This is a genomic window from Microbacterium sp. ZW T6_19 (assembly GCF_044987465.1).
Lineage (GTDB): Bacteria > Actinomycetota > Actinomycetes > Actinomycetales > Microbacteriaceae > Microbacterium > Microbacterium natoriense_A.
Genome location: NZ_JBJDRH010000001.1, coordinates 423,676 through 448,226, shown reverse-complemented (window position 1 = coordinate 448,226; position 24,551 = coordinate 423,676). Strand labels below are relative to the sequence as shown.

General features: G+C 68.4%; 22 protein-coding genes. 6 read left to right on the top strand and 16 right to left on the bottom strand.

The genetic code is table 11. From position 1 onward, the window contains the following. Position 1 precedes the first annotated feature (1 nt). Positions 2–2,614: a chitosanase gene (locus tag ACI3KT_RS01915; protein ID WP_404902237.1), complete on the bottom strand. Its 2,613-nt coding sequence runs from the start codon at positions 2,612–2,614 to the stop codon at positions 2–4. A gap of 174 nt (positions 2,615–2,788) precedes the next feature. Here ACI3KT_RS01915 and ACI3KT_RS01910 point away from each other — a divergent pair, with 174 nt between their 5' ends. Beyond that, positions 2,789–3,997, top strand: a complete 1,209-nt coding sequence (locus ACI3KT_RS01910; protein ID WP_404902235.1) for an ROK family transcriptional regulator — start codon at positions 2,789–2,791, stop codon at positions 3,995–3,997. A 15-nt stretch (positions 3,998–4,012) separates the two neighbouring features. Here the strand turns inward: ACI3KT_RS01910 and ACI3KT_RS01905 are convergent, their stop codons facing one another. From ACI3KT_RS01905 to ACI3KT_RS01895, 3 genes are all read right to left on the bottom strand, one after another. Next, complete coding sequence (locus ACI3KT_RS01905) at positions 4,013–4,921, bottom strand: sugar ABC transporter permease (protein WP_404902233.1); 909 nt, start codon at positions 4,919–4,921, stop codon at positions 4,013–4,015. Continuing rightward, positions 4,921–6,525, bottom strand: coding sequence for an ABC transporter permease subunit (locus tag ACI3KT_RS01900; RefSeq protein WP_292908619.1), 1,605 nt, complete (start codon positions 6,523–6,525; stop codon positions 4,921–4,923). Before ACI3KT_RS01900 ends, ACI3KT_RS01905 begins: the two co-directional genes overlap by 1 nt. Positions 6,526–6,595: 70 nt before the next feature. After that, the gene (locus ACI3KT_RS01895) at positions 6,596–7,810 is read right to left on the bottom strand and encodes a maltose ABC transporter substrate-binding protein (RefSeq protein WP_292908621.1); all 1,215 of its coding nucleotides are present in this window, start codon (positions 7,808–7,810) and stop codon (positions 6,596–6,598) included. Positions 7,811–7,997: 187 nt separating this feature from the next. On the opposite strand from ACI3KT_RS01895, the gene ACI3KT_RS01890 reads away from it, so the two are divergent. Both ACI3KT_RS01890 and ACI3KT_RS01885 read left to right on the top strand, forming a co-directional pair. Beyond that, positions 7,998–8,486, top strand: coding sequence for a YajQ family cyclic di-GMP-binding protein (locus tag ACI3KT_RS01890; RefSeq protein WP_307298631.1), 489 nt, complete (start codon positions 7,998–8,000; stop codon positions 8,484–8,486). 430 nt (positions 8,487–8,916) lie between these two features. Beyond that, on the top strand, positions 8,917–9,549 hold the full coding sequence (locus ACI3KT_RS01885) for a GntR family transcriptional regulator (RefSeq protein ID WP_292908733.1): 633 nt from the start codon (positions 8,917–8,919) through the stop codon (positions 9,547–9,549). Here ACI3KT_RS01885 and ACI3KT_RS01880 read toward each other — a convergent pair. From ACI3KT_RS01880 to ACI3KT_RS01855, 6 genes are all read right to left on the bottom strand, one after another. Next, complete coding sequence (locus ACI3KT_RS01880; RefSeq protein WP_404902231.1) at positions 9,540–10,574, bottom strand: alpha/beta hydrolase; 1,035 nt, start codon at positions 10,572–10,574, stop codon at positions 9,540–9,542. The genes ACI3KT_RS01885 and ACI3KT_RS01880 overlap by 10 nt on opposite strands. A 28-nt stretch (positions 10,575–10,602) precedes the next feature. Continuing rightward, positions 10,603–11,643 carry a hypothetical protein gene (locus tag ACI3KT_RS01875; protein ID WP_404902230.1) on the bottom strand — a complete coding sequence of 347 codons (1,041 nt, stop codon included), beginning with the start codon at positions 11,641–11,643 and terminating at the stop codon, positions 10,603–10,605. A 62-nt stretch (positions 11,644–11,705) separates the two neighbouring features. Then, positions 11,706–13,079: an FAD-dependent oxidoreductase gene (locus tag ACI3KT_RS01870; RefSeq protein WP_404902228.1), complete on the bottom strand. Its 1,374-nt coding sequence runs from the start codon at positions 13,077–13,079 to the stop codon at positions 11,706–11,708. Between the two features lie 44 nt (positions 13,080–13,123). After that, the gene (locus ACI3KT_RS01865) at positions 13,124–14,185 is read right to left on the bottom strand and encodes a polyprenyl synthetase family protein (RefSeq protein WP_404902225.1); all 1,062 of its coding nucleotides are present in this window, start codon (positions 14,183–14,185) and stop codon (positions 13,124–13,126) included. A gap of 23 nt (positions 14,186–14,208) precedes the next feature. Further along, the gene (locus ACI3KT_RS01860) at positions 14,209–14,868 is read right to left on the bottom strand and encodes a ubiquinone/menaquinone biosynthesis methyltransferase (RefSeq protein WP_373426337.1); all 660 of its coding nucleotides are present in this window, start codon (positions 14,866–14,868) and stop codon (positions 14,209–14,211) included. 93 nt (positions 14,869–14,961) lie between these two features. Next, entirely contained in the window at positions 14,962–15,522 is a 561-nt protein-coding gene (locus ACI3KT_RS01855; RefSeq protein ID WP_307298640.1) for a hypothetical protein, read from the bottom strand. A gap of 60 nt (positions 15,523–15,582) precedes the next feature. Here ACI3KT_RS01855 and ACI3KT_RS01850 point away from each other — a divergent pair, with 60 nt between their 5' ends. Next, positions 15,583–16,833 (top strand): isochorismate synthase MenF, encoded by a 1,251-nt coding sequence (locus ACI3KT_RS01850; RefSeq protein WP_404902223.1) that lies wholly within the window; start codon positions 15,583–15,585, stop codon positions 16,831–16,833. A 136-nt stretch (positions 16,834–16,969) separates the two neighbouring features. Here the strand turns inward: ACI3KT_RS01850 and ACI3KT_RS01845 are convergent, their stop codons facing one another. From ACI3KT_RS01845 to ACI3KT_RS01835, 3 genes are read right to left on the bottom strand one after another with little or no spacing between them, the layout of a single operon-like run. Next, the gene (locus ACI3KT_RS01845; RefSeq protein WP_404902222.1) at positions 16,970–17,812 is read right to left on the bottom strand and encodes a PPK2 family polyphosphate kinase; all 843 of its coding nucleotides are present in this window, start codon (positions 17,810–17,812) and stop codon (positions 16,970–16,972) included. Positions 17,813–17,828: 16 nt separating this feature from the next. Beyond that, a complete protein-coding gene (gene menD, locus ACI3KT_RS01840; protein ID WP_404902221.1) occupies positions 17,829–19,493 on the bottom strand; it encodes a 2-succinyl-5-enolpyruvyl-6-hydroxy-3-cyclohexene-1-carboxylic-acid synthase in 1,665 nt (554 codons plus the stop codon). Next, positions 19,490–19,828, bottom strand: a complete 339-nt coding sequence (locus ACI3KT_RS01835) for a PLDc N-terminal domain-containing protein (protein WP_292908636.1) — start codon at positions 19,826–19,828, stop codon at positions 19,490–19,492. Before ACI3KT_RS01835 ends, menD begins: the two co-directional genes overlap by 4 nt. Before the next feature lie 67 nt (positions 19,829–19,895). Between ACI3KT_RS01835 and ACI3KT_RS01830 the strand changes: the two genes are divergently transcribed. Next, the gene (locus ACI3KT_RS01830) at positions 19,896–20,297 is read left to right on the top strand and encodes a hypothetical protein (RefSeq protein WP_404902220.1); all 402 of its coding nucleotides are present in this window, start codon (positions 19,896–19,898) and stop codon (positions 20,295–20,297) included. A gap of 53 nt (positions 20,298–20,350) precedes the next feature. Then, positions 20,351–20,992: a DsbA family protein gene (locus tag ACI3KT_RS01825; RefSeq protein ID WP_404902218.1), complete on the top strand. Its 642-nt coding sequence runs from the start codon at positions 20,351–20,353 to the stop codon at positions 20,990–20,992. Here the strand turns inward: ACI3KT_RS01825 and ACI3KT_RS01820 are convergent. Genes ACI3KT_RS01820 through ACI3KT_RS01810 form a run of 3 tightly spaced genes read right to left on the bottom strand, consistent with a single transcriptional unit; the run spans position 20,989 to position 24,304 of the window. Next, positions 20,989–22,335 carry an NtaA/DmoA family FMN-dependent monooxygenase gene (locus ACI3KT_RS01820; RefSeq protein ID WP_404902216.1) on the bottom strand — a complete coding sequence of 449 codons (1,347 nt, stop codon included), beginning with the start codon at positions 22,333–22,335 and terminating at the stop codon, positions 20,989–20,991. The genes ACI3KT_RS01825 and ACI3KT_RS01820 overlap by 4 nt on opposite strands. Then, positions 22,332–23,537 carry an LLM class flavin-dependent oxidoreductase gene (locus ACI3KT_RS01815; protein WP_404902213.1) on the bottom strand — a complete coding sequence of 402 codons (1,206 nt, stop codon included), beginning with the start codon at positions 23,535–23,537 and terminating at the stop codon, positions 22,332–22,334. Before ACI3KT_RS01815 ends, ACI3KT_RS01820 begins: the two co-directional genes overlap by 4 nt. A 47-nt stretch (positions 23,538–23,584) precedes the next feature. Further along, a complete protein-coding gene (locus tag ACI3KT_RS01810; protein WP_292908642.1) occupies positions 23,585–24,304 on the bottom strand; it encodes a GNAT family N-acetyltransferase in 720 nt (239 codons plus the stop codon). Positions 24,305–24,551 lie beyond the last annotated feature (247 nt).

The following is a 24,551-nucleotide window of genomic DNA, read 5'->3' as shown; positions in this document are numbered from 1 at the left end:
GTCAGTGGCAGGTGATCGTGCTGGTGTCGGCCACTGCACCGCCCACGGCGATGAGCTTCGTCGTCACCGAGGAGTCGGTGAAGTCGAGCTGCAGCACGCCGTACTTGTCACCCACGCGCTTGACGCTGTTCGGCTTGACGTTCTCGTAGCCGGTCAGGTTCACGCCGCCCATGCCGGCGACGATCTCGACCGTGCCGTTCGCCGCTGCCGCACCCGTCGCCGACTGCGGAGCGAAGCGCTCGTAGTCGTGATCGTGGCCGTTGATGACCAGTTCGACACCCGCGTTCGCCATGAGTCCCCAGACCTCATCCGAGACGCCCTCGTTGCCGTGGGTGCCGGAGGTGAAGGCGGGGTGGTGGTAGTACGCCACGGTGCACTGCTTGGTGCTGGCGGCGAGATCGGCATTGATCCAGTCGATCTGCGCCTGCTCGTCGAAACGGTTGGAGTTCAGCGCGATGAAGTGCCAGTTGCCGTAGTCGTAGCTGTACCACATCTTGCCCTGCGGGGTCGCGCGGGCGCCGAAGTAGTCGCGGTACGCCTTCTCGTCGCCCTTCTCGGTCTCCTCGTTGTAGTCGGTGTCGTACGACTCGTGGTTTCCGGGCACCGGCCAGGTGTTGTTCTTGAACTTGCCCCACGACTTGTCGTAGTTGTTCATGAAGTCCTCGATGTGGCCGTCGTCATAGGCCATGTCGCCCATGGTGATGTAGAAGGCGGGGTTCAGGGACTGTGCGAGCGTCGCCGTGGCGAAGTGCTGGCAACCGGAGCTCGGCGCCGAGCAGCCCGTACCCGCGATGTCGCCCGCGCCGACGACGCGGAACGTCGTGCCGCCGGGGTTGCCTCCGTCGGTCCCCGCCGTGCCGTACGCCTCGACCTCGAACAGCGAGTAGCCGTAGGCGGTGCCGCGGGCGGTGCCGTAGATGCGCAGGTAGCGGCCGGTGCCGTTCAGATTCGTGAACTCGTCGGTGCCGCCGTTGCCCGCCGCTTCCGTGGCGAGCGTGCTCCAGGTGGTGCCATCGGCCGACATCTCGATGCGGTACTTGCTCGCATAGGCGGCCTCCCACTTCAGCACGACCTTCGAGACCGCGGCTCCGGTGCCGAGGTCGATGCGCACCCACTGCGGGTCCACGCCCTCGACGCTCGACCACCGGGTGGTCGCGTTGCCGTCGACGGCCTTCGCGGCTTCGAAGCCCGTGCCCTCGACCGTCGACGCCGTGACCGGCTTGTTCTTCGAGATCAACGCGGCGGTACCCGGCGTCGTGGTCGGGGTCGGAGTAGGGGTCGATGTCTGCGTGGGTGTCGGGGTCGGGGTCGGCGTGGAGCCTCCGCCGGTGCCTGCCGTGCCATAGACCTCGGCTTCGTACAGGGAGTAGCCGTAGGCGGTGCCGCGGGCGGTGCCGTAGATGCGGAGGTAGCGGCCGGTGCCGGTGAGGTTGGTGAACTCGTCGGTGCCGCCGTTGCCTGCGGCTTCGGTGGCGAGGGTGGTCCAGGTGGTGCCGTCGTTCGAGGTCTCGATGCGGTACTTGGAGGCGTATGCGGCTTCCCATTTCAGGACGACCTTGTTCACGGTGGAGCCGGCACCGAGGTCGATGCGCACCCACTGCGGGTCCACGCCCTCCACGCTCGACCACCGGGTGGTCGCGTTCCCGTCGACCGCCTTCGCGGCTTCGAAGCCCGTGCCCTCGACCGTCGACGCCGTGACCGGCTTGTTCTTCGAGATCAACGTCGCCGTGCCGGGGTTCTGCGTCGGAGACGCCGTCGGCGTCGGAGAAGACGTAGGGTTCGGGCCGCCGATCTCATCGAGCGGCCAGCGGGGCGTCGGGTTCGACGGGATGCTGAAGGCCTCGCCGTAGACCGACCAGTTCAACGGGGTGTCGAGGTTGAGGTTGCCCGCGCGGAGCCACACCCGCTGAGCCGTCTCGATGCGCGTGACGTCTTCGTGGGCCGCCTCCTTCTGCATCTCGATGACGCGAGCGTCGAGGAAGGCGTTGAGATACGTCGTCTCGTTGCCGCCCTCCGCCGGTGTCTTGGCCTTCTTCCTCGCCTCGGTGCGGATGTCCTGCATGCCGTCGAAGCCGTGCACGACCGCGGCGTCGTAGTAGATGAACTGGCCCAGTGCGCCGATCTTGTCGCTGAGTCCGAGATCGACCGAGGGGTCGAAGTACCATTCGCGGGTCAGGTCGCGCTGCGCACGCTGGAACGCGGCTTTGGCGCCCTCCGCCTTCCACGCCGCCTCATACGCGGACCCGAGACCGGCGTGCGAGTCGGTGCCGTCGACGCTGCGCAGCGCGGGGAGGTACTTCGCCAGCCCGTTGCTCGGGTACTTCTTCGTGTACCGCTCGACGAGCTCCAGCATGTCGCTCGTTCCCGAGGTGAACCCGATGATGCCGCCGGTGTAGCCGCGCCCGTCGTCGATGTCCTCGATGTAGTCGTACCGGTTGTACCAGTCGAGGACCGAGTTCTCGGCCGAGGTGACGATCTCCTGCGCGATCTCCCGCTTGACCGGGTCGCGCAGGCTGACGGTGGTGGCTGCCTGGGCTGAGGTGGCGATGAGCCCGCTGAGCGGTATCACGATCGCAGCAGCCAGCAGAGCCAGCAATGGTCGACGTTGACGCATGATTCCTCCGTGAGGGTTGGGGGGTAAAGAATGTTTAGGAAAGATTCTTTACGAAGAGTTATACCGGAGGAACGTCCGTCACGCAATGGGCGGATGGCGCGGTTCTCCTGCCGTTCATCTGCGCTGCAGGTCTGTAGCATGCGGAGTACCCGACCATGAGACATCGAGGACATCGTGCCCACTCCCCCGACCGGAACCAGCGTCGTCCGAGCCATCAACGCCCGTGCCGCCCTGCGGCTGCTTCTCGACCGCGGTCCCTTGAGCCGTCCCGAGATCGCGGCCCTGCTCGCGGTGTCGAAGCCCACGGCCTCGCACCTGCTGACACAGCTCCGCGAGAGCGGCCTCGTCAAAAGCGACGGCAATCGCGACGGGGCCGTCGGACGCGCGGCCGAACTGTTCAGCGCGAACGAGACCGCGGCGTACGCCGCCGCCATGGATGTCACTCCGGAGCGCACGGAGGCCGTCGTGATCGACTTCGCGGGCTCGGTGATCGGCACTTTCTCCCTCGACACGCAGGACGGTGTCGAGGTCGACCCCGCCGCGCAGGTGCAGCGCGCCTTGACCGGCGCGTGCGCGGATGCCGGCATCGCCGCAACCGCTGTCCGCAGAGTCGTCATCGGCATCCAGGGCGCGATCGATCCGACATCCGACCGCCTGCGCTTCGCCGCGCATCTGCCCGGTTGGCAGCGGCCGGGACTCACCGTCGCCCTGCAGGACAGCGTCGGCGCTCCCGTCGACATCGAGAACGACGTGAACCTTGTCGCGATCGCCGAACGTGCGCACGGTGTCGCGACCCGCGACGACAGCTTCGTCGAACTGTGGGTGTCGGACGGCATCGGCATGGGGCTGATGTTCGGAGGACGCGTTCATCGCGGCCTCACGGGCGGGGCCGGCGAGATCGCCGAGCTGCCGGTGCCCGGCGCGCCCGTGCCGCAGGAGACGAACGAGTTCGGGGCGAGCGGCATGCAGGCGCTCGCCGGCGCACCTGCGCTCGGCCGCGTGCTGGCCGAGCACGGGTTCTCGGCCGACACTGCGGTCCAGGCCATGACAGAGGCGGTCGCCGCCGGCGGCGACGGCGCAGCATCCGCCCTCGACGAGATCGCCTCACGGCTGGCCCTCGGCCTCTCGGCCGTCGTCGCGATCGTGGATCCCGATCTCATCGTGCTCGCCGGCGACATCGCGCTGGCCGGCGGCGAGCGGCTGCGCAGCCTGGTGCAGCATCACCTGCACGCGACCGTCGTCGCCCGCCCTCCGGTGCTGCTGTCGAGCCTGGACGGCAACCCGGTGCTCGACGGCGCATTGCGACTCGTGCTCGAGCGCGTGCAGGACGAGGTTCTCGACACCGTCAGCGGCGGCCAGTCGAAGCCGGCAGGCGACGACTGACCGCGATCGCGGAGATCAGCCCTTGGTCGCGCCGGCGGTCAGCCCGCCGACGATGTACTTCTGCAGGAACAGGAACAGGATCATGACCGGGACGGCCGCCATCACCGCGCCGGCCGAGAACGCCGACCAGTCCGCGTAACGCGGGTTCGCGACGAGCTTCGTGAGCCCGACCACAAGGGTCTGCTTGTCGACGTCGACGAGCATGATGCTCGCGATCACGTACTCGTTCACGGTTCCGATGAACGACAGCAGCGCCACGACCGCCAGGATCGGTGCGACCAGCGGCAGGATCATCGTGAAGAAGATGCGCGCGTGACCCGCACCGTCGATGCGCGCCGCCTCGTCGAGCTCGATCGGCAGCGTGTTGAAGAAGCCGTACATCAGGTAGGTGTTCACGCCCAGCGCTCCACCGAGGTACACGAGGATGAGGCCGGTGTGCGTGTTCAGGCCGATGGCCGGGAACCAGTCGCCCAGCGTGGTCATGAGCAGGAAGATCGCCACGACCGCGAGCAGCTGCGGGAACATCTGCACGACGACGATCGTCACGAGTCCGACACGACGGCCCGTGAACCGCATGCGCGAGAACGCGTACGCGGCAAGCGCGCCGATGAACACGGTCGACGCACCCGTGATCACCGCGATCAGGAGCGTGTTCAGGAACCACAGGCCGTAGGGGTTCTGCGGGTCGCTGAGGATGCGCACGTAGCTGTCGATGCCGATGGCCGAGAACAGCTGGTTCGACCCGGTCAACGTGCCCCGCGGGTTCAGCGAGGCCGACAGCACGTACAGCAGGGGGAACAGCGCGAACGCGCTGACCACGATGGCGACGAGGTGACGCCATCCGGTGTCGGCGAACCACTGTCCGAAACTGCGCTTGCGCGGGGCGAGGAGCTGCTCGTTCGTGACGGTGTGGGCGGTGCTCATCAGTTCAGCTCCTCGAGTGCCTTGGTCTTGCGGAAGCTGATGATCGAGATCGTCGCCACCACGATGAAGATCAGGATGGTGAAGGCGGAGGCCAGACCGTAATCGCGGTTCTGGCCGGTGAAGGCCACCTTGTAGACCATCGAGATGAGGATGTCGGTGTGCCCGACCGGGATGTTCACGTCGTCGAAACGGGGTCCGCCGTTGGTGAGCATGTAGATCAGGTTGAAGTTGTTGAAGTTGAACGCGAACGACGAGATCAGCAGGGGCGCGACCGTCACCAGCAGCAGCGGCAGCTTGATGCGGCGGAAGATCTGCCACGGGTTCGCGCCGTCCATGACGGCCGCCTCGTTGACCTCGGAGGGGATGCCCTGCAGCGCGCCCATGCACACGAGGAACATGTAGGGGAAGCCGAGCCACAGGTTCACGATCAGCACCGACACCTTCGCGAGCGTCGGATCCGTGAGCCACGGGATCTCGGCGCCGCCGAAGATCACCTGGTTGATGAACCCGAAGCTTTCGTTCATCATGCCGGCCCAGACGAGGGCGGAGAGGAAGGCGGGGAACGCGTAGGGCAGGATCAGGATGATCCGGTAGCCGTTGCGGAACCGCATCCTCGTGTTGTTGAAGACCAGGGCGAGCAGCAGGCCGAGGAAGAAGGTGGAGGCGACGGAGACGAGGGCGAACACGAACGTCCAGATCGTCACGGAGATCAGCGGGCCGCGGATGGACTCGTCGCTGACCGCGCGCACGAAGTTGTCGAAGCCGACCGTCGTCTGCCAGCCGGGCAGCAGCTGCTCGCCGTCGTCGGCGGTGAAGGCTCCGGTGCCGAGGTCCGAGTACACGGTGCCCGTGTCGGAGTCGGTGATGGTGTCGGCATCCGCGTCGTACTCGAGCGTCGAGATGTACAGGTACCCCTTCTGACCGTCAGGGGCGCGAAGGCTGCCGTCGTTGGGGTCGTCGCTGAAGGGCACCGACAGCTTCTCGAGCTCGGCCGACAGCGTGAACACCTTGGCGAGCGGAAGCGTGGTCCATCCATCGGTGGCGACCGCCTGACCGCCCTCGAAGTCGGCGTCGACCTCCTGCAGAGGCTGTTCCGCGGTGCCGAGCAGGGCGTCACCGGAGTCGGGGTCGGTGACGAGAAGGCCGTAGGTGCCGAACTGCTCGACGACGGTCACGGGGTATGTCGGCGAGTCCTCGACGCGCTCCTGTGCAGACGCGAGCAGCGAGGAGATCGCCTGATCCTTGGTGCCGTTGTGTCCGGTGCCGTAGTTGGTGAAGCCGATGTACCCCGTGTAGAGCAGGGTGAACACCTGGAAGATCACGAGGAAGATGATGCCGGGCGTGAGGTACTTCGCCGGGATCATCTTGCGGGAGAAGTAGATCCAGTTGACGAGCACGGCGACCACGACGACGACGCCGAGGATCAGCCACTCCTGATGCGTGAAGAGCACGTACGCCGCGTACAGCGCGATCGCGTCGACGACGGCGAGCAGCAGGATCTTCAGCAGAGTCCAGCCGATCGGCGCGGATGCCGCTTCGGCGATCTTCGCGGCCTGACGCTGGCGCTTGGTCGGAGGAGCCGTGGGCTCGGCGGTGTCTGTCATCTCGTCCCCGTCGTGGAGCTGCCGGGGCGGACGGCTGCGTCCGCCCCGGCAGGATGGTGCTGGTGGTGTCTTACTTGATGGCCGCGGTCACGTCGTCGACGAGCTTCTGCCACGTCGTCTTCGGGTCCGCACCGTTGATGATCGCGGCCTCGGCCACGCCCCAGAACTGCCACACCGAGCCCATGGCCGGGATGGCCGGCATCGGAACGGCGTCGGCGCCGACAGCCTGGAAGCCGGCGATGATCGGGTCGGAGGCAGCCTCGTCTGCAGCAGCCGTGAGCGCGGGCAGGACGTTGCCGGCCTTGAACAGCTCGAGCTGGACGTCCTTCGTGCCGATGTAGTTCACCAGGAAGTCGTTCGCAGCGACCTTGTTCTTGGACTCGGCGCTGACGAAGAAGCCCTTGACGCCGGCGAACGGCGACGCGGTCTCACCGGTGGGGCTGGGGACGGGGTCGATCGCCACGTTGATGCCCGCGTCGACTGCGGCGCCGACGTTCCACGGACCGGTCAGCCAGAAGGCCGCCGTGCCGTCGAGGAACTGTTGCTTGGCGATCTCGCCGTCGACGTCGGTGTTCAGGTTTCCGGTGCCGTTCTTGCCCTGGGCGGCGAGCCAGTCGGCGAAGGCGAAGCCGCCCTCGCTGCCGAGCTGCAGGTCAGCCGAGTCGTAGCTGCCCGAGTCGTCGGTGCCGAAGACGGGGGCGCCGAATGCGGTCTGGAACGGATACAGGTGGTATGGGTTGCCCTCTGCACCCTGTTCGACGACGAACTTGCCCTTGGAGATCATGTCGTCGAAGCTCGTGGCGGCCGCCGGAACGAGGTCGGCGTTGCGCAGCACGGCGATGTTCTCGACCGCGTAAGGAAGCATGTAGACGGTGCCGTCGTAGGTCGCGGCCTGGAGCGCGACCGGGAGGTAGTCGGACGCCGAGTCGCCGAGTTCGAGAGGCGCGACGACGCCGTTGGTGGACAGCTCGCCCAGCCAGTCGTGCGCGCCCATGACGATGTCGGGGCCCTTGCCGGTCGGGACCTGCTGGATGAAGTCGTCCTTCATGTCGTCGACGGACTTGCCGACGAGTTCGACCTTCACACCGGTCTTCTCCTCGTAGGAGTCAGCGGCGCCCTGCAGCGCGTCGACGCGCTCGGAGTCGACCCAGACGGTCAGGGCGCTGGCGGCGTCGTCGCCCTTCGAGTCGTCGTCGCTGCTCCCGGTGGAGCAGCCGGCGAGCGTCAGAGTCGAAACCATGGCGATCGCGCCGAAGGCGGCGATGCCCCTCTTGTTCACCTTCATTGGTGTGAGCCTCTCTCAGTGCGTGTGGCCTGCAGGACTGCAAGCGCTTACAGTATGCACCGACATCAGCCTGATGCGCAATGGAAGTCCGTGTCGATACCAGACTGTGACCGCATGCGAGTACATGCAACAAGGTGAAAGCGCTTCCAAGACTGCGCGGAAATGGGCGGGTCGCTAGACTTTTGCCATGGCTGACAGTTCCTTTGACATCGTCTCGAAAGTGGATCACCAAGAGGCAGAGAACGCCCTGAATCAGGCCCACAAGGAGATCGAGCAGCGCTACGACTTCAAGGGCACCGGTGCGTCGATCGCGTGGAGCGGCGAGCAGGTGCTGATCATCGCGAACACCGAGGAGCGCGCGAAGGCGGTGCTCGACGTGTTCCAGTCGAAGCTCATCAAGCGCGGCATCTCCCTGAAGAGCCTCGACTCGGGCGAGCCCTTCGCCAGCGGCAAGGAGTTCCGCATCGTCTCGAGCCTCAAGGACGGCATCTCCTCCGAAAACGCGAAGAAGATCGGCAAGCTCATCCGCGACGAGGGCCCCAAAGGCGTGAAGAGCCAGATCCAGGGCGACGAGCTGCGCGTGCAGTCCAAGAGCCGCGACGACCTGCAGGCGGTGATCGCATTGCTGAAGGGCAGCGATCTCGACATCGATCTGCAGTTCATCAACTACCGCTGAGGCGGGCTCGATCGGCAGGGAAACCGGCCGGATGCCGCGGGAACAGTCCGCGGCATCCGGCCGGTTCTCGTTTTCCCCACCTGCGATCGAATACTGATATACGGGTTTAGTTCGGAAAGACTGGGTACGTCGCATCCGGAGCGACAGACGATGTGTCTCGTGCATGATGCGCTGTCGGCTCAGCGCTGCGATCTCTGATCGCGGTTCACGCCTTGTGGGGACCGGGCCGGCTGACAGCTCCGTGCAATGCATCGACCATGGTCGGCGGGCGCCCCCTACGCTCGCCGACCACGGAAACATTTATTACGAACCATCTGGGAAATCCCCTGCCGCAGGACTCGTGTTGGCAATGCAGCGCACTTCGTGATGTAGTTGCCATCCGGGCGATTCATGGGGAACCCGGATATGGACATGCAACTGGGGGCGATCCATGAATAGAAGAGGACTGGGGTCCGGGCGCGGCGAGACGAAGCAGCTGCTCGCCGAGGAGGTCTTCGCGCATATCGCGTCGCAGATCGTCGACGGCACACTCGCGCCTGGGCAGCGCATCCGCGACGTCGAAGTGGCGGACGAGCTGCACGTGTCGAGGACGCCGGTCCGCGAGGCGCTGCAGCGCCTGGAGCGCCTGGGCATGGTGACGATGTACCCGAGCCGGTACACCGAGGTCACGGCGGTCACACCCGAGGTCGTCGCGCAGACGCTGGAGTTCGCCGGCTACCAGGCGGGAGTGACCACGCGCATGGGACTTGCCAGGGTCGACGATGCCGAGCGCGTGCATCTCGCCGGACTCGTGGAGGAGATGTACGCGGCGCAGGGCGGAAGCGACATCTCCCGCACTCGTTGGGCGGTTTTCTCTTATCTCAGCGATCGCTGCGACAATGCGCAGCAGCGATCCCTGATCCAAGACGCCGGCATCACACTGTTCCGCAATCTCCGGGACTGGGATGTCCCGGAGGACGACCGGCAGCGGATGCAGCAGATCTATCGCGACTTCCGCGACGCCGTTCTCGACGGCGATGGCGACCGGGCCGAGCTTCTCGCCCGCGCGATGCACTACGTCTGATCGGCCGCCGCCCACCCGCGCACCCAGCGGTCGAGCCTCGCGTAGGCCTCCTCGCGGGCCTCGTGCCGTGAGAGGAACACGTCGTGAAGGGCGCCGTCGATGCGCTCGACCGTCACGGTCGGACCGAGTTTCAGCGCCGCCTTGGCGATGTCGTCGACGACCAGCACGGTGTCGGCCGACGTGAGATCGGCCGACCATCGGGTCGGTGTCGCGGAGCGCGCCGACAACAGCACGCACACCGGCACGGCGATCGAGAGGCCGGCCGCGACTTTCGCGTGCCCGGCCAGGATGGCGCGGAACCACCCGGCGTGCACCGCCATGGTCTGCACCGGGCGCCAGGCCAGATTCACGTCCACCGGATCGTCGGGATCGGCGACTTCCTGCTGTGCCCGCGTGTAGAAGCCGAGATCGACCTGTGGTGCGGCCTCGAGAGGACGCAGCCGCGCCTGAAGTTCGGCCATCGGCGTGATCAGCGGACGGACCGACGCCACCTGGAACTCCAGCCACGGACTGTTCAGGATGACGGCATCGGCGGCGCCAGGGTGCCGCGAGGCCCACAGGCTCAGCGTGAGTCCGCCGGTCGAGTGCCCGAGCAGGACAAGACGACGGCCGGATGCCGTCCCTTCGGAGCCGCGGCCCATCGCCACGAGAGCCGCTTCGATGTCCTCGTCGTAGGTGGAGAGATCAGTGATGTAGCCGGGCGTCTGCCCCTGACGCAGGCTGCGGCCGTACTTGCGCAGGTCGAGAGCGAAGAACCGCGCACCGCGCGCTGTCCAGAAGCGGGCGAGGCGCTTCTGGAAGAAGTAGTCCGACCAGCCGTGCACATACAGCACGTCGACATCGTCGAGCGGGCGCCGCCTTCTCAACGGGTTCCTGAACCTGCCGAAAGGTCTGTCCCACCAGCCGGACTCAGTCGGCAGCGCCCTGACCAGCGTCGCGACCACCGGGCCTTCGTGATCGTCTGCGAGCTCGAGCGTCCGCTGCGCGAACTCGTCGCCGAGGACGTCGGGGATCCACTCAGACATGCGGCCAGGCTAGCCGAAGACTCCGGCCTCACTGCGGTGCGGTGTGCCCGATCGTGAGGTTGCGAACGATCACGGTCGCAAGCGGAACAGGATCCACAGCGCCCGATCCGTTGTCGAACGTCATGAAACGGATCCAATCCGGACCGATGAGCACGTCGAGGATGCTCTCACCGTGCTCGCCCTTGCTCGCGATCGCGGCATTGGTGCCCTCGACGACGACCACCTCACCTTCCTGCTCCTCGAAGGCCCAGGCCCCAGCGGGGAGCGTGGTGACCTGCAGGAAGATGTCGACCTCGTAGCCCGACCCGGGCGACGTGTACAGGCAGTGCACCGATCCGTTCACGACGCTGTAGACCTCCGCGGGGACGCCCCACCCACCGAAGTCGGTGAACTCCTCGACCTCGGTGCCTAGAAGCTGAGAGAGCTCCGCAGTCGTGATGAATCGCTCGCACCGCGTCCCGACGATGTCGCTGTCGCCGAGCGCGAACTCGTGGACGCTCGCAGCTGCCTCCGCGAGGAGAGTGCGTAGAGCCTCTTCGATCTTCGCAGCGTCCGCCCCCTCGAGTTTCGGGTCGTGGAGAGTCGCAGACAGCAGCACCTGGCCGTCCGGGAACTCGAAGTGGCAATAGCCGCCCTCCTCACAACTCGCCCGTTCGCCCCAGTACCCCAGTCTCTCGCTCGCGCCCGCGATCACCGCGTCGGCACCCGGGACGAGCAGCACCTCCCAGGACGCCGAGTCGTCGCCGGCCGAGCAGGCGATGCCTCCGGCGCGCTGGAACATGTGCTGTGCGGGCCCGGGTATCCAGTTCATCGTGGATATCAGCGACATCACGGGCCGCACGGGCGTCGTCGATTCGCCGATGACACCCGCGAGCGCAGCGTCGACGTCATCGCAATCGACGTCGAACGCCGGCTCGGGTTCCACGGCGGGCTCGGGAGACGGCGTCGGGCTCTGCGAGCCCTCCACGACAGGCGTGCGCGTGGGGATGGGCTCCGGAGACGGAGCACAGCTCGTGAGCAGCAGGATCATGGCTGCACCGAGGACCAGAGAGGGAGGGCGCCGTTGCATGCGCTCAGCCTAGAAGCCGGTCCGCGATGAATCTTCGAAACCGGACAACGATCAGATGACGATCACTCCCCGCGGGAGACCCGCACCATCACGTCGCGCGGGACGACCTTGACCCGTGCGCGCTCCTGTGGGGCGCCCAGCGCGATCTCGTGCTCGTCGAGTCGGTGCCAGCCCTCGAGGTCGGTCCACTTCACACCACGCTCCTCCAGGAGCGCCGTCACGGAGTCCTCGGAGGGATCTTCAGGCTGCCACCAGGAGCCCTGGTCGTTGATGATGTGACGGACGGTCTCCATGGCGTCGGACTTGGTGTGGCCGATGAGGCCGACCGGTCCGCGCTTGATCCAGCCGGTCGCGTAGATGCCGGGAACGCGCTGGTTCGAGTCCTTCGCGAGCACCTGGCCCTCGCGGTTGGGGATCACGCCGTGCTTCTTGTCGAACGGCACACCGGGCAGCGGCGAACCGAAGTAGCCGATGGCACGGTAGAGCGCCTGCATCGGGACCTCGCGCAGCTCGCCCGTGCCGATCGCGCCGCCCTGGCCGTCGGGCTGTGTGCGCTCGTAGACGAGGGCTGCGACCCGGCCGCTCTCGTCGGTGCGGACCTCGACCGGACGCGCCCAGAAGTGCAGGTGCAGTCGACGGGATGCCGTACCGCCCGCGTTGTTCACGGAGTCGCGCTTGCGCCACGACTGCAGCACGCGATCGATGACCATGACCTGTTTGTTGCTGGCGACGGCATCCTTCGATGCCTCGTCGTAGTCGAAATCCTCGTCGTACACGACCATGTCGACGTCGCGCAGTTCGCCGAGCTCGCGCAGCTCCAGCGGGGTGAACTTCACCTGAGCCGGCCCACGTCGACCGAACACGTGCACATCGGTGATCCGGCTCGCCAAGAGCCCCTCGTACACGTTCTCGGGCACCTCGGTGACAAGCAGATCCTCCGCGTGCTTCGCGAGCATCCGCGCGACATCGAGGGCCACGTTGCCGTTGCCCAGCACGCCCACGGATTCGGCGTCGAGCGGCCACTCGCGCGGCACGTCAGGGTGGCCGTCGAACCAGCTGACGTAGTCGGCCGCGCCGTAGGAGGCGACCGCGTCGATCCCGGGGATGTCGAGCGCGGTGTCGCGGATCGCGCCGGTCGCGAAGATCACCGCGTTGTAGTGCTTCTTGAGATCGTCGAGCGTGATGTCCTCGCCGAAGCGCACGTTGCCGAACAGGCGGATGTCGCCGCGGTCGAGCACGTCGCGCAGAGCCGTGATGATGCCCTTGATGCGCGGGTGGTCGGGAGCGACGCCGTAGCGGACGAGCCCGTAGGGTGCGGGAAGCTGCTCGAACAGGTCGATCGACACGTCGAACTTGCGCTCGGCCTTGAGCAGGATGTCGGCGGCGTAGATGCCGGCGGGGCCTGCGCCGACGATGGCGAGTCTGAGCTTGGTCATGAGGGTCCTTTCCTCACGCTGCGCGTGCGCGCGGCGGCATGGGGTCAGCGGGAGCGCTCGGCCAAGGACTCGGCGAAGCGGGTGAGTGCTTCTCGCACCGTGCCCTTGGGCAGCGGGGCGAGCGCGTCGATGGCGTCGCGGGTCCAGGTGAGGGCGAGCTCGAGGGTCTTCTGCGTCGAGCCGTGATCGCGCAGCTCGGTGAGCGGTCCGTCGAGGATCGAGGGGTCGGCGCCGTCGGCGATGCGCGCGACTCCGTCGTCGATGCGCGCCGCGAGTTCGGCGGATGCCGCGTCGGGCTCGGCCTTCAGTAGCAGGTAGGGCATGGTCGGCACACCGGCACGGAGATCGGTGCCCGGCACCTTGCCGGTGTCCTCTGGCTTCGCGGAGAGGTCGATCACGTCATCGAGGAGCTGGAATGCGACGCCGATCTTCTCGCCGTAGACCCGCATCGGCTCCTCGTACTCGCTGGGCGCATGCGAGAAGATCACGCCGGCCTGCGTCGCTGCGGCGATCAGCGAGCCGGTCTTGTCGGCGAGCACCTGGATGTAGAACCCGATCGCGTCGTCACCGGGCTGCGCGCCGAGCGTCTCGTGCATCTGGCCGAGGACGAGCCGCTCGAAGGTGTCGGCCTGCAGGCGGATGGCCCGGTCGCCGTGACGGGCCATGAGCTGGCTGGCACGGGAGAACAGGATGTCGCCCGTCAGGATCGCGATGTTGTTGCCCCACACGGTCTGCGCGGCGGGAACGCCGCGGCGCCGATCGGCGCCGTCCATCACATCGTCGTGATACAGCGAGCCGAGGTGGGTGATCTCGAGCGCCTTGGCGATGTCGATCACGGCATCCGTGTTGCCCTCGCCGAGCTGAGCGGCGAGCAGGGTCAGCACGGGGCGGATGCGCTTGCCTCCGGCCTCGTAGAGGTAGCGGCTGGTGACGTCCGCGAGCGGGTCGGCGACGCGCACATCCTCGGCGAGCCCCGTCTCGACGAGCTCGAGCCCGTCCTCGATGGAGCGGGCGACGCGGCGCGCGGCCGGGCCGATGAAGATGCGGTCGCTGAAGCCGAGACGGCTCGCCAGTCGCGAACCCGGGGCGATGGGGCTCGAAGTCACGGATCCAGCCTACCTGGGTGCGATCACTCGGGCTTGCGGGCCCGGTGCAGGGCGACGATGCCGAAGGACAGGTTGCGGTACGCCACGTCGGTCCAGCCCGCCTCGCGGATCCATGCCGACAGAGCGCGCTGGTCGGGCCAGTCGCGGATGGACTCGTTCAGATAGTCGTACGCATCGCCGTTCGTGCCCGCGACGCGCGCGACGCGGGGCAGCACCTGAGCGTTGTAGAACCGGTAGGCGCCGCGGAAGAGCTTGCCCGGTGGCGTCGAGAACTCGTTGATCACGAGCCGCCCGCCGGGCTTGGTGACGCGGAAGAGCTCGCGCAGCGCCTTCTTCGGGTCGTTCACGTTGCGCAGCGCGTATGACATCGTGACGGCGTCGAACTCGGCGTCCCCGAAGGGGAGGTTCGTGGCATCCGCTTCGACGAACGACAGATTGCGCATGCCGCCGTGTCGGCGCTGGCCCTCTGCGAGCATCCCGGGCGAGAAGTCGGCCGCGACGACCTCGGCGCCGCTGCGGGCGAGGGAGGCCGACGACGAGGCCGTGCCCGCACCGAGGTCGAGGATGCGCTCCCCCGGCTTCGGGGCGACGGCGCGCGTCGTCGCGGCGCGCCAGAGCGCGTCATTGCCGACCGTCATGGCCGTGTTCGTGCGGTCGTAGCCGGCCGCGACCTGGTCGAACATGCCGCTGACGCGGGCGGGGTCCTTGCCGAGATCTGCGCGATTGGGCTCTGTCACGCCTTCAGTCTAGGCGGGCCTCGCTGGGCGCTCCCCCGCCTAGGCGGGTCGGTCGAGGCCGAGGGCGACCAAGCGGTCGAGCCAGACATCCGCGGTGGCATCGTCGAAGGGCGGGAGCTGTTCACGCACCTGCTGCTCCAGCTCGAGCGCCAGCGCTTCGAGGTGGGTCATGATGTCAGCCGGGTAGCCGAACTCGGCACTGTGCTGCGCCCACTCGTCGCGGTCGTCGACCCAGGTTCCCCGCTCGCCCACCACGCGGACGACATCGAGATCCATGTCGACGCCGGTCGCGAGCAGCGGATCGTCCGACCAGCGCACATCCCACCCCAGGTCGATGTAGATGCGCATGCCCTTGGGATGATCGCGGTTCACCGTGAGCGCGTAGTCCTGTCGGCCGGCGGGGATCAGGGTGACGTTGGGGCTCCAGGTCGTGAACTCGCGCCCCGGCCGCGCGCTGTGCCATCCGACCGGCTGGCCGATCCAGTCGCCCCACTCGTCTGCGCCGAGGTAGACGCACTCGTGCCGCCAGTGCGGCGAGTCGTCCCATTTGCGCCACTGCGTGATCATCTCGGTTCCGGGTGCGGGACGTCCGTCGCTCATGCCTTCAGCGTACGTTCCCGTGCCGGAATCGCGATCTCGCCTCGAAGGTAGGCTGGAAGGGTGAGCACGAGGCTGGTCGTGGAGACCCGCGAGATCGACCCGGTCGAAGACCTTCTGGCGTACGCTGACCCCGCTGTACCCCTGGCGTGGCTGCGCCGCGGCGACGGCATCGTCGCGGTGGGTTCCGGCACCGTCGCCGAGATCCGGGTTCCTCCGGGTGAAGACGCCGCGCGCTCGACGATCATCGCCTCGGCATGGCAGCGCCTCGTGCAGGATGCCGAGATCGACGACCCGCTGGGCCTCCCCGGCACCGGCCTCATCGCATTCGGTGCGCTCACGTTCGATGAGGACTCGAGCGCCGACAGTGTGCTCCTCGTCCCCTCCACCGTCATCGGGCGCCACCGCGGGCGCAGCTGGCTGACCCGCATCCGCTCCTCCGATTCCGACGCGTCGCATGTGGCGGATCCGCAGACCTACGGCCCGCACTGGGCGGGAACCGTCGGCCCCGGCGCACAGAGCCCCCAGGGGTATCAGGACTCGGTGCGCGGCGCGCTCTCCCGCATCGCCGACGGCGAGCTCAGCAAGGTGGTGCTCGCGCGCGACCTCACCGGCAGCATCCCCGCCGGGTCCGATCTGCGCCGACTCGTGCGAGCCCTCTCGAGCGGCTACCCCGACACCTGGGCGTTCGCGGTCGACGGATTGATCGGTGCGAGCCCCGAGACGCTGGTCACCGTGCAGAACCGCACGGTGACGGCCCGCGTGCTCGCGGGCACGATCGGCCGCGGACCGGATGCCGACGCCGACACCGTCGCCTCGGCCCACCTCGCATCGAGCACGAAGGATCTCGATGAGCACGAGTACGCCGTGCAGAGCGTGCTCGCCTCGCTGCGCCCGCACACGCGTGTGCTGGCGGCGAGCGAGCAGCCCTTCCTGCTGAAACTGCCGAACCTGTTCCACCTCGCGACCGATGTCGAGGGAGAGCTCGCCGAGGGCGAGTCGTCGCTCGACCTGATCGGCGCGCTGCATCCCACCGCCGCGGTCGCCGGCACCCCGACCCCTGCGGCGATCGCCGCTATTCGCGAGCTCGAGCCCTTCGACCGTGGCCGCTATGCCGGGCCGGTCGGCTGGGTGGATGCGTCGGGCAACGGCGAGTGGGCCATCGCGCTGCGCTGCGCTCAGTTCACCGCCGGCGCCGAGGACATCGCGGTCACGGCCTATGCGGGTGCGGGTATCGTCGCCGGGTCCGACCCCGAGTCGGAGCTGCTGGAGACGCGGGTGAAGTTCCGCCCGCTCGTCGACGCGCTCGCCTGACGCCTAGGAACTCACTGGTCGTTGAGCGAGCGAAGCGAGACGAAACGCGCTTCTCCGGCCCGCGCCACGGGATTGAAACCGCGTTTCGTCTCGGTCGCTGCGCTCCCTCGCTCAACGACCACGGGGGCGACGGGCCTCAGCTGGCGGCGAGGCGCTTCTTCTCGGCCGCCACGTCGAAGTCCGCCTTCGGCCACTGCGGGTCGATGTCTTCGAGGGCTGCGAGCAGCAGCTCCTGCACGGCGAGCCGGGCGTACCACTTGGCGTTCGCCGGAACCACGTGCCAGGGCGCGACCTCGGTCGAGGTGCGCTCGAAGACCGTCTGATACGCGGCCATGTACTCGTCCCACAGCAGCCGCTCGTCGACGTCGCCCGGGTTGTACTTCCAGTGCTTGTCCGGCCGCTCGAGCCGTTCCATGAGGCGTTCCTTCTGCTCGTCGCGGGAGATGTGCAGCATGACCTTGACGATCCGGATGCCGGATGCCGCGGCATCCGCTTCGAACTGATTGATCGCCGCGTACCGCCCCTCGATCTCCTCCGGCGTCGCGAGTCCCCGCACTCGTCCGATCAGCACGTCCTCGTAGTGTGAACGATCGAACACCCCGATGAACCCGGGCTCCGGCAGGCGCTTCGCGATGCGCCAGAGGAAGTCGTGCGAGCGCTCCTCGTCGGTCGGCGCCTTGAACGCGGTGAGCGAGACGCCCTGGGGGTCGACCCCGCCGACGACGTGACGCACGATGCCGCCCTTGCCAGCCGAGTCCATCGCCTGCAGCACGAGAAGCACCGCGTCCTTGGCGACGCCGGCGCGGCTCTCGGCGAACAGCCGCTCCTGCAGCTCGTTCAGGTCGTCGAGCCCGGCCGCGAGAGCGCGGGCGCCCTCGGCTTTGCCACCGGAGAACCCCGGCTTGCTTTCAGGGTCGACATCGGCGAGACGGAATCCCTCACCGACCTGCAGCTCGCGTGTCCAGGCATGTGCATTCATGCACACATCATGCCAGTCAGCGCGGCAGCGGCACCTCGATCAGCTGCCGCCCCGCTGCAGGCGTCGTGAGCACCTGATCGAGAGCGGCCCTGGTCGTCACGCGGTGGTAGGCCCAACCGTAGGCGAGAGCGAGATGCTCGAGGTGCACGTCATGCGGAGTGTAGAAGGCGCGATCCAGGTCGGCTGGCGGAGCGGATGCGGCGACCTCGAGGCCGTCGAAGATCGTGCCGCCAGCGTCGTTGCCGACGATCACCTGCAGCCGGGGCTGCGGTTCGTCGGGCGGCAGCAGCAGTGCGCCGACGTCGTGCAGGAAGGCGAGATCTCCGAGCAGCACCCGGGTGATGCCCTGCGCGCCCTCGGCCTGCGAGGCCGCAGCGATGCCGGTCGCCGTCGCGATGGTCCCGTCGATGCCGGCGAGTCCGCGGTTCGCGTGGACGGGCACCTTCTTGCCGCCGAGCACCGAGTCGGCCACGCGGACGAGGCGCGAAGACCCGAACACCAGCCGGTCGTGCGGCCACGTCGCCCGCCACACGGCGTCGACGAGCAATTCGCGGTCCAGCGGGCGCCGCACCGCCTCGAGCTCGACCTGCACGGCGTCGCGACGAGCGGTGAAGTCCTTCGAGGCGAGGCCGTCGACATCCGGAGCACGCTCGCTGAGGTCGACCGCGAGAGCGGCGGATGCCGCCATCCATGCGCCGAGCCACTCGCGATCCGCCTCGCCGGGCGCGACCGAGACGGATGCCGCGGGCGTGGTCCGTCCGTTCAGATCCAGCGCCTCTCCCCCACGACGCACCGCGATCACCTCGACCTCGGAGCGGGAGAGCAGGCGGGCCGCTTCGCGGCTGAGGGTCGGGTGCCCGAGCACCACCGCGCGTTCGATCCGTCCGCCCAGCGTGGGGTCGTTCAGCAGCGCCCGGTATCCGTGCACGACGCGGCGTCCGAAGCGCGCCCCGCTCACGATCTCGGCGATCAGCGGCCACGAACCCTGGTGCGCGATCTCCTCGGCATCGGCACCGGCGTCAGCCCCGGCGATCACGACGGTGCGCGGTCCCTGCTCGAGCACCCTCGCTGGCTCGGCGACGCGCAGGGGCACGGAGCCGGGTTCGACCTCGAAGAGCGGCACCGCTCCCGACAGCGGCTCACGCGCGGGCAGGTTCAGATGCACGGGGCCGGCGACGCCGGGCAGGCCGCCCTCGGCATCCGCTCCGCACGCCACCGACACTGCACCGGCCGCGAGACCCGACCAGTCCCCGTCGCCCGGCACGGGCGCGTCGAGCGACAGGCGCACGAACGGCGTGAACACCCCTGGTTGGATCGTCGCCTGATTCGCCCCGACACCGCGCAGTTCGGGCGGCCGATCGGCGGTGAGGAGCAGCAGCGGGATGCCGGCGTGAAAGGCCTCCATCACGGCAGGGAGCAGGTTCGCCACGGCGGTTCCCGAGGTGCAGACGACGGCCGTCGGAGCGCCGGTCTCGCGCGAGAGCCCGAGGGCTGTGAAGCCGGCGACCCGCTCGTCGATGCGCACGTGCACCCGGAGCAGGCCGCGTCCGTGGAAGTGCACCGCCGCGAGGGCGAGTGCCTGGGACCGGGATCCCGGCGAGAGCACGAGATCGCGCACGCCGTGCGCGATGAGGTCTGCGATCAGGGAGGCCGCGGCATCCGTCGCCGGAGAAGCCCTCACGGACGCGCGTCCGGGGCGTCGCCCTCGTCCTCGAGACGCGCGAGCTCGGCCTCGAGCTCGGCGATGCGAGCGTCCTGTTCCTTCTTGTCGATGCTCCGCAGGAACGCGGGGTCGTCATCGGGTGCGTAGGGCCGCGCGTCCTGGTCGCCGGCGCGCCGGCGTCCGATCGTGAACCAGAGGATCCCCCCGATCACCGGGACGACGATGACGATCGCGATCCACACGCCCTTGGGCACGCCGCGGTGCCGCGTCGCCGGCTGCACGGCGCAGTCGACGATGCTGAACACCCAGAACACGGCGGCCAGAAATCCACCGACGATCAACAATCTCGCCACCCTTTCAGTGTAGGCGCGTCACGACGCCCGGGGACCGCGTACCCCGCGTTGTTAGACTGCGCGGATCATGCCTCGCCCGCAGCTCCCGCACCGGACCGAGCGGATGCTGATCGTCAGGGTCGCCATCGCTCTCGGTCTCGCCGTGCTGCTCCTCGTGGGAGCCTGGTCGAACTCCCATGGCGAGAGCCGCGCAGGTTCCGCCCTCTGCCTGGCGTCGGGCGTCTCGGCGAGTTCGGTCTCCGATCATCAGGAGATCGCGGCGACCGACACCGCCATGCCGGACGCGGGACTCGTCAGCATCTGCGCGCTCGTCGTCTTCCTGCTGGTGCTGGTCGCGCTGCGGCTGCTCAGCCCGCGGACGGCGTTCCGCCTCGGACGGAACGCCGTCGCATCCGCTTCTCCTCGCGCCGGCCCCACGACGTTCCCGCCTGCCCTCACTCTCGCGCAGCTCTCCCTCTCACGGACCTGATTCCGGGCGCTCCGCGTTGCCCCGATTCACTCACCCCTGTGTCTGGAGACCCCATGAAGACCTCGTTCAAAGCCGTCATCATCACCATCGCCGTCATCGTCCTGCTCGCCTTCGCCGCCATCGTCTACGCCATGAACCAGCAAGCCCAGAAGCCCACCGGAGACGGCGAAACCGTCCGTCCCGATTCGCACGTCCTCGACGAGGGAGGAGCGGATGCGGTCACCCTCGTCGAGTTCCTCGACTTCGAGTGCCCGTCGTGCGGGCAGTTCTTCCCGATCGTGGAGGACCTGCGCGAGAAGCACGACGGCGACATCACGTACGTCGTGCGCTACTTCCCGCTGCCCGGCCACATCAACTCCACCCAAGCCGCGCTCGCTGCGGAGGCCGCGGCCCAGCAGGATCGCTTCGAGGACATGTACCGCACCCTGTTCGAGACGCAGCAGCAGTGGAGCGGGCAGCCGACCGAGACACCCGAGGTGTTCCGGACGCTCGCCGAGGACCTCGGTCTCGACATGCCCGCCTACGACGCGGCGATCGCGGATCCGGCCACCCTTGAGCGCGTCCTCTCCGACAAATCCGACGGAGAGGCCCTCGGCGTGCAGAGCACCCCGTCGTTCTTCATCGACGGGGAGCTGCTCGAGCTCACCGCGTGGGGCGACCTGGAGACCGCGATCGAGAAGGCGCTCCAGGACTAGGCCTCGACGGCGACCGGCTGCCCTGCCACCCCGAGCGTCTCGCGCAGCGTGGCACCCTCCTCGTACGACGTGCGGTACGTTCCGCGTTCCTGCAGCAGCGGGATGACCCGGTCGGTGAACTCGTCGAGACCGTGCGGGGTGAGGTGGCCGACGACAGTGAACCCGTCGGTCGCCCGTTCCTGCACATAGCGGTCGATGTCGGCGGCGACCTGGTCAGGCGTGCCGACGAAGGTGTGGTTCGCGGTCAGCCGGATGATGAGATCGCGGATGCTGAGCTTCTCGGCTTCGGCGACCTCGCGGAGCTTGGCGATCCGGCTGCGCACCGCCGCGTGCCGGTTCGCGAAGCCCTGCGCCGACTCGGCGCCGGTGTCGGGCTCGACGTCGGGCAACGGTCCGTCGGGATCATAGCCGCTGAAGTCGCGGTTCCAGACCTGCTCGAGGTAGGTGATCGCCGTCTCCGGGCGCACCTGGGCGAGAGCGATCTCGCGCGAGCGCTCGCGCGCTTCCTCCAGCGTGTCTCCGAGCACGAACGACGCCGCGGGGAGGATCTTGAGGTCGTCCTCCTGACGCCCGACCGCAGCGAGGCGTCCCTTCACATCGCGATAGAACTCCTGCGCATCCTCGAACTCGGTGTGCAGCGAGAAGATCACGTCGGCGTGCGCGGTGGCGAAGTCGCGGCCGTCGGCCGAGTCGCCGGCCTGCACGATGAGCGGGCGATGCTGCGGCGATCGAGGCACGTCGAACCGCGCGTCGATGTCGAACAGGTCGCTGCGGTGCGCGACCTGCGCGATCGCGTCCCGGCGCAGGAACTCGCCGGTGTCGGCATCCGCGAGGATCGCATCGTCACGCCACGACGCCCACAGCCGCTTCGACAGCTCGGCGAACTCGGCGGCCCTGCGGTAGCGGTCGCCGTGGTCGAGGAACCCGCCGCGGCGGAAGTTCGCCCCGTGGAACGCGTCGGAGCTGGTCACGGCGTTCCACCCGGCACGGCCGTTCGAGAGGTGGTCGAGGGTCGCGAGTTGGCGGGCGAGCTCGTAGGGCTCGTTGAACGTGGTGCTCAGCGTGCCGACGAGCCCGATGTTCTCTGTGACCGCAGCCAGCGCGGCGAGGACCGCCAGCGTGTTCGGGCGCCCGAGCACGTCGAGATCGTGGATGCGGCCGCGGTGCTCGCGGAGGCGCAGTCCCTCCGCCAGGAACAGATAGTCGAACAGCCCCCGCTCTGCGTTGCGCGCGAAGTACTGGAACGACGAGAAGTCGATCTGGCTGCCGGCCGTGGGGTCGGTCCACACCGTGGTGTTGTTCACGCCGGGGAAGTGCGCGGCGAGGTGGATGCGACGGCTCATGCGGAGACCTCCTGTGCGGCGAAGCGGCTGGACCGGAGCGGCAGGCCCAGGCGCTGCCGCAGGGTGGGCGAGCCGTCGTCCTCCTGCAGGATGCCGGCGGCGCGGGCCACGGGGACCACCTGCTCGGTGATCGCGGTGAGATCGGCCGGCAGGCGAGCGGGGCGCAGGCGGATGCCGTCGACTCCGGCCGCGGCGAGGGTGCGGATCTCGTCGACGATCGTGGCCGCCGTGCCGATGGCGATGTGGGCATCGGTGGCGAGCGGCGCCCGTTCCTCCAGGCGATCCCAGGCCTCGACGGCGGCCGCTTCAGTCGCCTCGATCAGCACGAGAAGGTCGGCGAACACGCGCAGCCTCTCTGGTTCGTCACGCACCTCGGCGGCGGCCTGCTCGACCTCGGCGACGATCACCGCCGCCTCCTCGGCGCCGCAAGGGGTGATGAACACCACGTCCGCGTGCTCCGCGGCGAACCGGTACGGGATGCTCTGATGTGCCAGGGCGGTGATCAGGGGCTGACCCTGCGGCGAGCGCGGCACGATAGAGGCGCCGGTGATCGAGAAGAACTCCCCCTCGAAATCGGCGTTGTGCACCCGTTCCCGATCGAGGAACCGGCCCGACTCGACGTCGCGGATGATCGCGTCGTCCTCCCAGGAGTCGGCCAGGCGACGGATCGCGTCGACGACCTCTCCGGCCTCGCGGAACGCCGCCTGCCACGCGGGGTCGTCCTCGACGTGGCCGGAGGCGGGGAACCCGACGGGTCCGTCGCCTCGCCGGCCGAAGTTCGCCCGCTCCTGCGGAGAGGAACCGGCGACGATGCGGGCACCGGCCCGTCCGAGGCTCGCGTGATCGAGGGTCTGCAGACCGGTCGCCAGGTGGAACGGCTCGGGATGCGTCGTGGTCACCGTGGGGATCAGCCCGATCCGACGGGTGAGCGGCGCGAGGAACGACGCGACGAGCAGTGCGTCGAGCCGTCCGCGCACGCGGTCGCGGCGGATGCCGGCATCTGCCTCTGCGGTCCGCCCCTCGAGCGTGAGCGCGTCTTCGATCGTCGCGAACACGACCCCGGCGTCGTCGGCCGCGCGCACCAGGTCTCGCCAGTATCCCGCCGTCGTGAGCTCGGTCGGCCTCGCCGTGGGCTCGCGCCATGCGGCAGGGTGCCAGCCCGCTCCGTCGAGCGCGACGGCGATGTGCACCTTCTCAGTCATCTGTGGTTCCTTTCGATCACGAGGACGCATGTCCCGCGAGGGTCTTGTCAGCCCGCGAGCACGCGGTCGTCGACGGGCGTGCGCACCGCGAGGAAGGTGGTGTGCCGACGGAGGGTGAAACCGAGACGCTCGTACACGCGGATCGCACCGACGTTCGCCGCCGCCGCGTGCAGCAGGGCGCGGTCGCCGCGCTGCTGGATGTGGAAGGCCACGTCGAGCACGAGCCTCGAAGCGATGCCCTGCCCGCGGTGCTCGGCATCCGTGGCGACCGCGCTGATCTCGGTCCATCCCTCCGGATGCAGCCGCTCCCCCGCCATCGCGATCAGTCGCCCCTCGCGGCGGATGCCGACGTAGCGACCGAGCTCGTGCGTACGAGGGCGGAACGGCCCCGGCTGGTTGCGCTCCACCAGCGCGAGCATCTCGGGCACGTCATCGGCGCCCAGCAGCACCGCCTCCTCGTCGGGCCGAGGGCGCAGAGCATCCGTCTGCACGAGCTGCACGCCCGCACCACGACCGAGCTCCTGCCACCCCTCGGGAAGATCCGGGTCCGCACCTGATATCCCGATCTCCTCACCCGGACCGACGAGTTCGGTGAGCGCCTGCCACACCCTCGGGTGCTCCCAGGTGCGGACCGCGACGAACGGCGCGACCTCCGAGGGGTAGCGCCGAACGAGGTCGTCGCCGATCGCGAAAGACGAGTGCGGCCCCGTGAGCGCATGCCACGCGGGGTTGTCGAGGACGTCGTCTCCTGGTGCCGTGTGCGACATGGGATCGTTCCGTTTCATCGAGTGTCGAGATGGGTGTCCCCACGTTAGGAGCACACCGTCGGGTCAGGGGCCGCCAACCGCCGACTGTGTCGCCTCATGACCGAACACGTCGGCGCGTAACGATCGGCGTCGGTCTTTGACCACGCGCGTCAGCGCATGACCACCGGCGCCCGCGGCACCTCGGGGCGGTGAGAACATCGCCCATCGGCATTCCGCCGCCCCCTCGCTGCAACCACGGAAGGAGCCC